Here is a 12,026-nt window from a genome sequence, read left to right as displayed (position 1 = left end):
TTACAAATAATTTCACTGTCTCGACTTCCGTGTTTTACCATTTTGATGTTAAAGATATTATATACAAAATGTTTAGATTAATATTATCTTATTTATCCACACCCCAAATCTTTACAAATAAAATCAATGTTTTATAATATAAATGTAGACATTAATTTATACATTACCTTAACAATAATATAAACTTTTGGCAAGGTTTTAATCTATTAATTTTAAATTTTTAAATCAATAAAATAATTAAATAAAATTAATTTATCAAATGGGCTGGACTGACAGCCTTTAGGCTGTTACACCGATAACACGCTAAAGCGTGTCACTCCTTAATAAATAATTTACACATTATTATCAACTTATGGCCAATCAAAATCCAATCCGTGTTTCCGTGTCGGAGGCCGCTCGCCTTTTTGGGGTTAACCCCCTCACCATCCGCCGGGCACTAAAAGATCAATCTCTGCGTTATGTCGTCGTCCGCGGAAGATATAAAATCGACTTCGCGAGCCTTGTGAAATGGTCCCAACAGCGACCGCTTGTAAAATATAAAACTGAAACAAAAGGACTTGGGCAATACGTAGAAAAATGGCGGATAAAAAATACTCTTTATTCTCCAAACCCAAAGGCTACGGAATAATTTCGGGGATAAAAAGACTGAGGAATTACCCCCAGTCTTTTTTATATTCTTTCTATTTTAATATAAACTTTGATAAACTTTTCTCACTTCCGAGACAACAAAATCCCAGCTGTAATTTTTGGCAACGAATTTTTTTGCTTCTTCTCCTTTTTCCCAAAGATCATGGCGCGGCAAAACTTCCTTAAGCTGTTGTGTTAAATCGCCGATATTTTTATTTTGAAAACTGAAACCATAATCTTTAATCAATTCCATATTTTCCGGAATATCCGAGGCCAAAACAACTTTTCCATAACTCATGGCTTCAAGCACGGCAATGGGCAATCCTTCTGATTCTGAAGGATGGACTACTGCCAAAGAATTCAAAAATAAATCTTCAAGCGGCCGACCGGACTGAAACCCGACAAACACAATATTTAAATCATCTTTGGCTGAATTTTTTAATTCTTTTACATAATCATCGGTAAAGGCGGAATCCCCGGCAAAAACCAACTTCAAATCTCGGAAAGTTGCGTCTTTTTCTTTAAGATCGCGAAATGCTTGCACTAAATAATGCGCGCCTTTGTGGCGAACCAAACGGGAAACCATCAATAAATATTTATTCTTTTCCAAATTAAATTTTTTCAAAATTTCCGAAGACGGATTTGGAGAACTCTCCACCACGTTTACGCCATTCGGAACATAAGCCGTATCCTTATCATAAGCCTCGGAGCAATATTGCTGTAAGGTTTTTGAAACCGTGATTGTTTCGTGAGCAAAACGACAAGCCGCCCACTCCCCCGCCCGAAGCATAATCTTGGCAAACAATCCCCACTTTTGATGCTTGCGATCAATACAATGGAAAGTGGTGATAACTTTTGTTTTGCGACAAAAAATTCTAGGCAGAAAAGAGAGTAAAGCTGGTCCAACACCGTGATAATGAATAATATCAAACTTACCAATCATCGCGTAAATCGTCGCCAAAAAAGTATGAGAAATCGCGTCAAAATGTTTGGTTTTTAAAGATGGCAAATAAGCCAGATTAATACCTTTATAAACTTTTAACTTTTCATTTTTTACTTCTGATTTATTTCCATACCACGGCCGGCAAAAAACCGTAACATCAAAACCGCCCTCGGCTAAACGAGCGCTTAATTCCTCTACGTGGCGTTCAATGCCCCCGTAGACAGCTGGTATTCCTTTTTGTCCAACCATGGCAATACGCATAATAAAAGGCTTATAATAAAGGCCTATTTCTGTCATTTTTATGACCCTAAATCATAGCAAAATTTAAACGTTTTGTCAAGGGGACAATTACAACACAAAAAACCGGCCTCTCGGCCGGCTTTAAATTTTAATTACCAATTACTATTTACTAATTACCAGTTACTTCGCCACCCTCCCCTTTCCTTCCGCCAAACTATCATAAATTAAATTTGTCGTCAGAACCGTCCCCTCTCTTTCTAAAAATTGGCCAGTAAACTTATCTTCTCCAAAAACTTTAACTTGGCCAAGAAGGGCCGGCTCGCTTCCAAGCTGTTCCGCAGTAGGCACTAAAGCTAGCTCAAAGGCAACGCCAAGCTTTGGCCATTCCTCCCCCGTGTAGCACCCGACTTCACCAACTTTCCAATTAATCTGGCGACGGGCGGAATTGTAATTTAGCTGGCCTAAAGTCACACTCATCCTCCCTGTCCAAGAAACGTTTGGCGGTAAAAGCGCGGAAACAGAAACATTGATTAAATCATTCAAATTATTATTTATATTCCAAAAAACCCAATATGTTGTTCGCTCCCCGACTTTCGGCGGTAAGGGGCCCAAACCCAGTTGATCGCCCTCGGGCGTGTAATACCTCGCGTAATCTCCCAAAACTAAATCCGAATTAAATTTATCTTCCCGGATGGCGCTTTTGAAATTATGCGCTTCCCCAAAACTACTTTCTAATTTATAAGAAATTTCTAACTCACTTTTAAGAAGACTGCCAAAATTCAAAACTCTGGCTGGTTCCACAATTTGGCTCGTACTGACTTTAAATTTTAATTCGCCGCTTTTGCCCGGCAATAATTTAACAAAATCCGGTATTTGGTCTTTTGTCCAAACAACTGCCCCGCCGCGCAAAGTTCCTTGGCTCAAAGAAAATTGGCTAAGGTCAACCGCTGCGCCCGCTAAATCTACTTTTACAGCGACGTCATAAAGTTCTTTACTCCCGCCATTATAATAAGAAACAACATATTCCAGGTCCTCTCCCGGATTTAAAACTATTTGTGCCTCACCATTTATTTTCATTTCTGTTTTAAGCAGCGAGCCGGCAACCGGCTCGGAAACAACATCACCGGGAGCTGTAATTTCTGGAAAATTAAACCAAGACAAGCCGCCAGTTGTTTTGGTTAAAAATAAATAAATATTAAAGCCAAAAAGAAGTCCGATGATACCCAGCAAAATCAAATCTATGACAAATAATTTTTTAGCTTGGCCATATTTTTTTTCATAATTTTCTTTTAACTCCTGATATGGAGCCGCGAAAAAATTTATTGTGCCAATCCAAACTCCGCCATTTTTTGTTTGCGGTTTTTCCGATTCCTTCGCTTCAACACTAACGACTTCTCCGCCTTTTGCGCAAACCACTTCTTCTTTATCGGACGATTCCACACAGACCATTTCTTCTGGCGAAGACGCTGTTATTTTTTCTTTTTTATTTTTTATATTTTTCATAATTATTTAAATTATATATTAAAAAGAAAATATATCTGTAGTTTGGGCAACTATTTCTTCTTTTCCATCATTATCCAAATCTCCCGCAAAAACGGCAACCCCGCCACGGCTCGTCGCGCTAAAGGCAAAAAACTTAGCCTTAAGAGAAAGGTCTTTGGCATCAAAAATTTTAACTTCCGGACTGCCGCCGATCCCCGGACCCGTGATTATTTCCGCTCGTCCATCGTCATTGAGATCAGCCATAGCCACATTCACTCCGCCGCGGAAAGCTGGGTCATAGGCAAAAAATCCCGGATGCATTAATTTTCCCCCGCCGGAAAAAATCCTGACATGCGGTCCGCCGCCAAAACCGGCGCCGGTAATAATTTCCGGCCAGCCATTACCATCGGTATCTCCCACGGCAACAGAAACTCCGCCGCGGAAATTTTTACCGTAAGCAAAAAATCCCGGATGAATCAGGCGCCCCTGCCAATTAAAAATCCTGACATGCGGGCCGCCGCCGCGCAAAGTTCCTGTAACAATTTCCATTTTACCATCATGGGTTAAATCACCGACCGCAAAATTAATTCCTTTATCGTAATTTTGGTCATACGGAAAAAATGAATAAAGTTTTTTTCCGCTGCTGTCAAAAATTTCTACTTTTGACGAATCCGCCACCACGGTTTCTTTCGGGCCATCCTGATTTAAATCAACTATCATCACCTGGCTTGCCGGTTTATATTTTCCATCATAAGTAAAAAAGCCAGTCCGTTTAAGTTTTCCGTTACCGTCGAAAACACGAGCAAAAGAACCGTTTTGAAAATTAGAGACCGTTTCAACTTCCGCTCGACGTAAAAGAATAATCCCGTCTTTAGGCGAAAGATAAATACTCTTTACAATTGCCCCGCTATTTACTGTCTTGTCTTGGCTACCATGAATTTTTTCAAATTCCTCACCCAAATTTATTGTTTTAGATGTGCTTCCGGAATTAACAAGCACGATACCATTTTGAAAATCTCGGCGCCATACGCCAGAGGAAATTTTCGTACTGCCATCTGCAATATTGTAGGCGGAATTTATTGGCTTGCCCAAAAAAACGCCATACTCGTCATACCACCAAGTTTGGTTATGAGCCTGATCGCCATAATCAAAACTAAAATATCCGTCACCCAAAAGAGTACTTGCGAGACAAAAACGCATTCTGGCGTAATCATCTTGCCGGCCGGTATTTTCCGTGTTGCAATTTAGAATAGTCGTCTTCGGCGTCTGGCCATTGTTTAAGATGAAAAAATAATTATTTAAAACATCTGTCCAATTATATTTATGAAAATGCTCTATAGAAATACCATTCAGATTTGAAAAATAAATCTTGCCGCTCGCGCCACCAGCTTGATTACCCATAACTATCTTCCCGGGCGCAAGCTCTCTGGTCCGTCGATAAATTTTGTTCATTCCTTCGCGCCATTTTTGATCTGATGTAGCAGAAGATTCTGCCTGGCCGTCCCGATTTAAATCAATTTCACTTCCCGAAGGCATCCAGGAAACGCTATCCCAAGCGTTATCATAAAAAACTCCGTCCCAATACGGCTGGCTTAAAATTTCCCGCGCCACAAATTCCGGCAGATAATCATTCCATTTTTTCCCTCCCCCATCAGTCGGCGAATCATCAGTAACATTTAAAAGCCACGTACCCGGCCACCAAACAAGACGACCTCCGCCGGAAGAATTCAACCACCAATTGTCAGACATTCCGCTGTATAATTTTCTCCGCAAGCTACTGGATTTCAACCGGGAAACACTTGAAGTAAATTCCTGCGAAGTAATATAAGCTAAAATTTTTATTTGCGGATTATATTCTTTAATTTTCCTTAAATTGTCCGGCGTGTTAATTTGCGCTTCCATATCAATCACGAGAACATCCCATTTGGATAATTCCCTGGCTTCGCCATCCGTCACATCCCACTTGAAAAAAAGGTTGGCCAGGCGGGGATATTTTTCTTCCATCTTAACCGCCTGGATAGAAAAATCCGGACTTTCTTGATTATAAAAAACAGCCGAGAGAGCAATTGTCCCGACTATCAAACTTAGCGTTAAATATTTAAAGTATTTATTTTTAAACCAAAAAAATCCCACTTTTACCCCCGGCGCATCATGATCAATTTTAATTTTTTGTTTTGGCATACGCGACTCGCAACTCACGACTTACAACCCACAACCATGTCGTTAGTTGTTTGTCGTTGGTCGTTTATAAATTTCCATTATTTTTCTATAATGATCTTCCGGCGAATTTTTTTCTAAAATCATTTCTCTTGCCCGCCTGCCCATTCTTTCACATAAATCGTTATCTCCAAAAAGTCGCTGAATTTTTTCCCGCAGATCGTCCGCATTTCCCGGCTCGACCAAAAATCCGTTTTCTCCGTCAAAAATAATTTCAGGAATTCCGCCAAGACGCGCGCCTACTACGGCTTTGCCCAAAGCACCCGCCTCAAGCAGAGACATTGGATAATTTTCATACCAAACTGAGGGCAAAGCAACAAATTTCGCGCCGCGAATCAAGTCGTGCAGCTCTTTTCCACTTTTATGCTCAATGAATTCCGCGTTAACTTTTAATTTTTCACTTTCAACTTTTAATTTTTCTTTTTCCGGTCCGTCACCGACAATTTTTAATTTTATTTCCGTGCCGACTAGGGCCTCGATAAGAACATCAATCCCCTTTTCCCTTGCCAATCTTCCAAAATAAATAATATAATCGCCCGGTTCGTATTTTGGCTCAAACTGGTTCGCGTCAAGAAAAAGCGGTATGTTTTCCACATTTGACTTGACTTGCCATGCCGCCAATTTCTCCGCTAAAAATTTTGACGGTGTAACAAAGCAATTTACTCCCTTTTCATAAAATTGGCAAGCCTTATGAAAAAACATCTCCTTGGCCTCAATGCAGCTTTGAAGCCGAGAATCATGAATGCATTTATGCAAAACGGCATTCCAGTATTTATATTTTTTACATCTTTCACAAACCGTCCCCTTGGTAAATAATTTAAAATTCGGGCAAATTAATTGATAATCATGCAAAGTTTGCACCACCGGAATTTTATATTTTTTAATCACGCCTAAAATCGACGGCGAAAGGTGATGGGAAATATTATGCAGATGAGCAATATCCGGTTTTGTTTTTAAAATTAATTTTTCTAATTTTCTTTTTGCTTCAAAGGAATAAAGTGAGTGGCCGACTTTTTTTAAATCACGAACTAAACCCTCTCTTTTTCCAAAATTTATTTCATTAACAAAAAAATCGTCGTATGGCGAAGGTATATTTGCCGGAGATTTAGTGCTAAAATGAACAATCTCATGACCGTTTTTTTGTAGCAAATCAATCAATCCAAAAAAATATGTTTCACTTCCGCCCCGCCGATAAAAAAATTTATTAATTTGCAAAATACGCATACAAAACAATAATTACCAATTACTATTTACTAATTACTTTTTATTTATCAATTCTTTATATAATTTTTCATATTCCTCCACCATTCTCTCTGCGCTGAATTTTTCTTTCACCATTTCCCTCGCCCGCGCGCCCATTTCCCGCGCATCTATTTTTCCCAAAAGAACTCGCTCCAACCCATCGGCCAAACTTTTCACATTTTTTGATTCAACTAAAATTCCTGTTTTATCATCTTCAATTATTTCCTGAATTCCCCCCGCGCGCGAGGCTACAATCGGTTTCCCTGCCGCCGCGGCTTCGAGCACTGCCAAACCCAAACCTTCCCAAAGCGACGGCATAACGAAAATATCTATTCCCGACAAAATTTCAGTGACATTTTTTCTTGCCCCCAAAAAAATTATTCTCTCGCGTAAATTTAAATCTTTAGCCAATCTCTCAAGCTCATTTTTTTTCGAACCATCCCCCACCACCCACAAAATCCAGGGAACTGTTTTAATCAGATTCAATGCTTCAAAAAGATATTTGTGACCCTTCTGCTCTTCAAGCCGGCCAATAATTCCAATAACCGGCGGATCGCCAAACTCTTTTTCTGGAATTGACGCAAATTTATCTAAATCAATTCCGTTCGCGATAACGGTTATTTTTCTTGCTTTGATTTTGTCACGGCTTACAGAATAATTTTTTACCGCTTCGGAAACAGCGACAATTTTTTTTGTGAAATGACTTAAAAATTTCTTTACTTTTCTTTTTATCCATCCTTCGTCAAAATTCATGTTGTGTTCCGTAGAAACAATCACCGGCACTCTAGCCAAAATTGCGGCAATCCTTCCCCAAGTATCTCCGCCAAAAAGATGTGTGTGGACAATATCTGGTTTTTCATGGCGCAAAAACCTCCAAAGTTTCCAAATTACTCCAAGACCAAGTTTGCTTTTTTTATCAAAAACATGCGCCGGAATTTCTGCATTTCTAAAATCATCAACTAACGCTCCACCCCGAACCGTGGTAGCAACTTTAACATCAAAAATTTCTGAAGGAAGCCTGCGCGCCAAATCCAAAAGCATAATTTCTGCGCCGCCGAAATTAAGACTCGTTATAAGATGAATGACTTTTATTTTTTTGGAAGAAGACATAGTTTTTTATATTCCCATCCTCAATATCTTATTTATTTTTCTCAAACACGATACACGCGTTCCCCATAAATCTTTTTACTTTCAAAATAGAAATAATCTTATCATAAAATTTTCCTAATATGTTTAAAAGAAAAAACCTCGCCAAATACCCTTCAACAAATGGATAGCGTCTTATCTCAATCATGCGAAGACCCGCATCTTCAAAAATATTTATCAATTCCTCTATATTTTTATATGCATAATGTGTTTCCCAACTCTCACCACTCCTTATCTTTTTATGAAACCATAGGGGCGTCCACCTGGCTAACACAAATTCCGGGGCCGTAGGATTTGAAGTAGATGTGATAAAAACTCCTCCTGGCTTTAGCACTCGGTAAATCTCTCTGGCGGCTTTGTCTAAAACTAAAACGTGTTCAAGAACATAATTCGCGAATGCCGCAAAATAATATTCAGAACTTACTGGCGACATTTCTTCAACTGAACATTTCCAACACTTATCCACCGCAAAATAATCTACTCCACAATCACTAATGTCGATGCGATCACAAATATAATTACTGCCAGAGGCAGTTAATTGGTTTTCTATAGAAAGACTTTTGTCTGCGCCAATGTTTAAAATCCTAGGAGCAACTACCCTCTTTAATTCGTCTTTTTTAAGAAATTCAGCGAGCCTTTTTACGAGATATTTTTCGGCTGGTGTTTGCATAAAATATTGTTTGCCCTCATCAATATAATTACAATTGGTAAGATTAATTTTGTTCTTCGGCCAAACGCGTAGCAGCTAATGCAACGCCAAGCGGTAACCACATTTTTGAGACAAAATATGATGTATTAAAAAGTTGAAAAATAATACTGCCAGTCGAAGTTAAAATTAACGCCAAAAGAATATATTTATACGGAGAACTACTTGGTATTTTTCGATACGTTTGAACTAACCTAAAAATTATATAGCCGAGCAAAGCAAAAAATGTCAAAAATCCAAGCGCCCCGGTTTCCGCCAAAAGTTTTTGAACAACGCCGTGCGCTTCAAGAGGATTGCCAAAATCAAGAACAAACCAACGATTCATCGCCACCTGTTCAACAAAAGTTCCCGCGCCCGCGCCGACAATCGGATGTTTAATAAAAGTTTCCAGCGCGATTTTTGTCAAAGCCAAACGATTCATGTTGGAACTTCGAACAATTTCGCTTGTTAAAAAAATATATCCGTAAAGCAAAAGCGGAGAAATAATCAACATCACCACCAAACCAAGTTCAAAATAACTTCTGATATTTTTTCTGTATTTTATTAAAACCAAAGCCAAAAGCTCAAAAGCCAAAGCAATCCATCCGGTGCGCGAAAAAGTCAGAAGGTTAATCGCCGCCATTAAAAGAACCCCCGCTATCAAAATTTTTTTAAGCCAAATTTCTTTAGCTTCCCAAATCAGAATAAAACCGATTGGAATAACACTAATTAAAACTTCGGCAATTAAATTATGGTTTGTCCCTAAAATCGGCACACCGAAAATCGGCAAAGGCAGAGCGCGCCGAAGAATCCCGGAATTTTCAGAAAATAAAATCGACCAAAGACCCATCAGGGCGACAAAAATTCCTACTCCATAAAAAATTCTTAAAACATTTAAAAGAACTTTTCTTGAATTGATTACATTATATGGTAATACAACAAACATCAAATAGAAGAAAGTCAGCGGCCGGAAAATATATTTCAAGCTATACAAAACGTTTTCCGCGTTGATTAAAGAAAGCAGGGAAGCCGCAAAAAATAAAAGAAAAAAAACAAGACCGGGAAAATTTTCAAAGGAAAACTTAGTCCCCCTTCCCAAATTTTTTATAAAATGAATACCTCCATAAGGCGGGAAAAAAATCGAACGAACCGCCCAGGAGAAAAAAACTATCATCGCGAGCAAATCAACATAAGGGATATTAATATCGCGTCCGACAAATAGTTGAAGATAAATGAACGGATAAAGTAAAACCATTAAATACAACCCGAGAGTAATAAATCTGAAAAAGAAAAGTAAAATTAAAACTATGGCGATGGTTCCCAAAACATATTGCCATGGTGCCAAAAGCGCTACCGCGGTAATTCCCAAAATCAAAACCAGCGCCCAGATTAAAAAACGCGCTTGCTCTTCCGCCGTATGTCCGGGAAATAAAATTTGGCCAAGACGAGATAACATCAATGTTATAAATTTTTAATTTTTGATTTTAAAACCCACCATCCAACCCTTACTGGATGTTTTTTAATCGCCGTTCTCGCCGTACAAATCATCCAAACATCTTGTTCCGCCTCGCGGACTTTTGCCCGCGCTGTTTCCGCCTCAGGCGAATTCCAAATTTCTTCAAAATTTTTATCATGCAAATTTCCCATTACGGCGTTATGCACGACCGACGGATAAACATTTCCAAACGGATCAAGAAAGAAAAAGTCTATACCAGCCCGTGAAAGGAGAGCTTGTTTTCCAGTAATCGCAAAATCCAAAAGGCTTTTTGTAAAATACGCCCGCGCCCATCTTTTGGGTTGCCAACTTTGCAATTCCTGCCGAATAACATAACTGAATTGTTTTTTTAAGACATTTATATCCGGCGATTCTTCTACTTGTTTACCGCCAAAGAAAAATTCTGAACTTTGGGCCAAAGCCATGGTAAATTGCACCCCGAGTTCGCGCGATAAATCATAAACCTTACTCAGATGATCTACGTTCTGTTTAGAAACGGTAAAGGCCAAGCGTAAATTTTTCATGCCCAATTCTTCGCGGAGAACTTTCACGGTTCGGGTCGCCAAATTAAATCCGCCGGGAATACCGCGAATTTTGTCATGTATTTCCCCTATTCCATCAATAGAAACTCCTATGCCAGCGTTAGGCGCATATTTTAAAATTTCCCGCATTTTTTCTTTTATCAAATCTGTAAGATAACCATTCGTAGAAATAACAACTCTCGCCTTTGGGCAAGTCTCGTGCAAAATTCTGACCAGATCCACGATATCCTGACGCAAAAACGGTTCGCCGCCGCTTACATTAATATCACGCAATGTTGACGGTAATTTTTTATACTGCTCCAGTTCCAGCTCCGGCGTGTCTTTTAGTTTCCAGATATCACACATCGTACAGCGCGAATTGCACCGGTAGGTCACGGCCAAAACACAATCTATGGGTAAATTTATTCTATTCATATATTTATATCATTATAACATCTTACAAAAATAAAAAAAGCGGGCGGGACGTTTTACATGTTCGATTACTCGATCACGTAAAACGCCCGCCCGCAGCCCCAGTTAGAGGGGCGGCGGATCATTAGAGCCAACTTGCGTCGGCCCATTTGACCACTTCTACACCCCGTCTGCTGGGGTGCAAGAGTTCCTGGTGGAGGGAAGAACCAGGAACTCCTACACTATCCTCCTTCGTCCGTTTTGGGAAAACGGACTTACGAATTGTCCCTCCAGGAGTTGGCTACGGCCGCTGGTATCGGAAGTTGCAGCCGGAAAGCCGATTGTCCACCAGAGTGAACGCCGTCGGGACACCGCCTTGAGTGGCGGTGTGCGCTCCGTTCAGCGTTCCTGGCGGATACGGCCCGACGCAACCCCAGAAATCGGGAACCAGATCGCTCACCGAATTGTACTCGATGATCTGGCCCGGGTCGAGCGACACCGCGAAGCAGAACGAGCTTGCGCCCGTCGTCTCCGCGATCAGACTCCATGACCGGGTGCAGACAAGACGGCCGTTGAGACCATCACCCGGACCAGTGGAAATCGCCCAACCCGAACAACCTTCGAAGGCCACCCTTGGGGACGCGGCAGGCAGAGCCCAGCAGTGCAGTGCTGGTACCTGGCCGGCCCGGAGCAGCCGTCGTCGATCGCCCCGTCGCAGTCGTCATCCAGACCGTTGTCGCAGATCTCCGGACTGCCCGGGGTGAGACAGACCGGAGCGGCACAGCCGTTGTCGATGAACCCGTCGCAGTTGTTGTCCAACCCGTCGCCGCAGACTTCGGGCGGGACGGGTCCGCAGGTACCACAGGCATTCAGCAGGAGCTCGTCAACCGAGCCGTCGCAGTCGTTGTCCAGGCCGTCGCAGGTCTCGGGCGAACCCGTGATCTCGCCGGCGCAGACGCCCCAGCGACCGCCGCTGCAGGTGGCGGTACCACGGACGCAAGCGCCCATGTCCGTCCC

At 41.0% G+C, this 12,026-nt stretch carries 10 protein-coding genes; 1 reads left to right on the top strand and 9 read right to left on the bottom strand.

Annotated features, from left to right (window positions below):
• The first annotated feature begins 352 nt into the window (after window positions 1-352).
• Window positions 353-628 carry an excisionase family DNA-binding protein gene (locus WC445_00050; protein ID MFA5128345.1) on the top strand — a complete coding sequence of 92 codons (276 nt, stop codon included), beginning with the start codon at window positions 353-355 and terminating at the stop codon, window positions 626-628.
• A 57-nt stretch (window positions 629-685) separates the two neighbouring features.
• On the opposite strand, the gene WC445_00045 is transcribed toward WC445_00050, so the two are convergent.
• The 9 genes from WC445_00045 to WC445_00005 all read right to left on the bottom strand — a co-directional run.
• Window positions 686-1,867 carry a glycosyltransferase family 4 protein gene (locus WC445_00045; protein MFA5128344.1) on the bottom strand — a complete coding sequence of 394 codons (1,182 nt, stop codon included), beginning with the start codon at window positions 1,865-1,867 and terminating at the stop codon, window positions 686-688.
• A 123-nt stretch (window positions 1,868-1,990) separates the two neighbouring features.
• Window positions 1,991-3,313, bottom strand: coding sequence for a hypothetical protein (locus WC445_00040; GenBank protein ID MFA5128343.1), 1,323 nt, complete (start codon window positions 3,311-3,313; stop codon window positions 1,991-1,993).
• 18 nt (window positions 3,314-3,331) lie between these two features.
• The gene (locus WC445_00035; GenBank protein MFA5128342.1) at window positions 3,332-5,473 is read right to left on the bottom strand and encodes a putative glycoside hydrolase; all 2,142 of its coding nucleotides are present in this window, start codon (window positions 5,471-5,473) and stop codon (window positions 3,332-3,334) included.
• Between the two features lie 42 nt (window positions 5,474-5,515).
• A complete protein-coding gene (locus tag WC445_00030; GenBank protein ID MFA5128341.1) occupies window positions 5,516-6,733 on the bottom strand; it encodes a glycosyltransferase family 4 protein in 1,218 nt (405 codons plus the stop codon).
• 33 nt (window positions 6,734-6,766) lie between these two features.
• Window positions 6,767-7,861, bottom strand: coding sequence for a glycosyltransferase (locus WC445_00025; GenBank protein ID MFA5128340.1), 1,095 nt, complete (start codon window positions 7,859-7,861; stop codon window positions 6,767-6,769).
• 28 nt (window positions 7,862-7,889) lie between these two features.
• Window positions 7,890-8,567 (bottom strand): methyltransferase domain-containing protein, encoded by a 678-nt coding sequence (locus WC445_00020; GenBank protein ID MFA5128339.1) that lies wholly within the window; start codon window positions 8,565-8,567, stop codon window positions 7,890-7,892.
• A gap of 43 nt (window positions 8,568-8,610) precedes the next feature.
• The gene (locus tag WC445_00015; protein ID MFA5128338.1) at window positions 8,611-10,038 is read right to left on the bottom strand and encodes an O-antigen ligase family protein; all 1,428 of its coding nucleotides are present in this window, start codon (window positions 10,036-10,038) and stop codon (window positions 8,611-8,613) included.
• A gap of 5 nt (window positions 10,039-10,043) precedes the next feature.
• Entirely contained in the window at window positions 10,044-11,033 is a 990-nt protein-coding gene (locus WC445_00010) for a radical SAM protein (protein MFA5128337.1), read from the bottom strand.
• Between the two features lie 513 nt (window positions 11,034-11,546).
• Window positions 11,547-12,026 (bottom strand): MopE-related protein (locus WC445_00005; protein MFA5128336.1); only part of this gene is annotated, 480 nt, incomplete at its 5' end.

Source organism: Patescibacteria group bacterium, from assembly GCA_041650995.1.
Classification (GTDB): Bacteria; Patescibacteriota; Patescibacteriia; order XYB2-FULL-38-15; family XYB2-FULL-38-15; genus JAHIRI01.
This window is presented reverse-complemented; position numbering and strand designations above follow the sequence as displayed.

What these genes read in the sequence shown, in the direction of transcription:
- WC445_00050 (MFA5128345.1), top strand. Translation starts at nt 353, where the DNA reads ATGGCCAATCAAAATCCAATCCGTGTTTCCGTGTCGGAGGCCGCTCGC.
- WC445_00045 (MFA5128344.1), bottom strand. Translation starts at nt 1,867, where the DNA reads ATGACAGAAATAGGCCTTTATTATAAGCCTTTTATTATGCGTATTGCC.
- WC445_00040 (MFA5128343.1), bottom strand. Translation starts at nt 3,313, where the DNA reads ATGAAAAATATAAAAAATAAAAAAGAAAAAATAACAGCGTCTTCGCCA.
- WC445_00035 (MFA5128342.1), bottom strand. Translation starts at nt 5,473, where the DNA reads ATGCCAAAACAAAAAATTAAAATTGATCATGATGCGCCGGGGGTAAAA.
- WC445_00030 (MFA5128341.1), bottom strand. Translation starts at nt 6,733, where the DNA reads ATGCGTATTTTGCAAATTAATAAATTTTTTTATCGGCGGGGCGGAAGT.
- WC445_00025 (MFA5128340.1), bottom strand. Translation starts at nt 7,861, where the DNA reads ATGTCTTCTTCCAAAAAAATAAAAGTCATTCATCTTATAACGAGTCTT.
- WC445_00020 (MFA5128339.1), bottom strand. Translation starts at nt 8,567, where the DNA reads ATGCAAACACCAGCCGAAAAATATCTCGTAAAAAGGCTCGCTGAATTT.
- WC445_00015 (MFA5128338.1), bottom strand. Translation starts at nt 10,038, where the DNA reads ATGTTATCTCGTCTTGGCCAAATTTTATTTCCCGGACATACGGCGGAA.
- WC445_00010 (MFA5128337.1), bottom strand. Translation starts at nt 11,033, where the DNA reads ATGAATAGAATAAATTTACCCATAGATTGTGTTTTGGCCGTGACCTAC.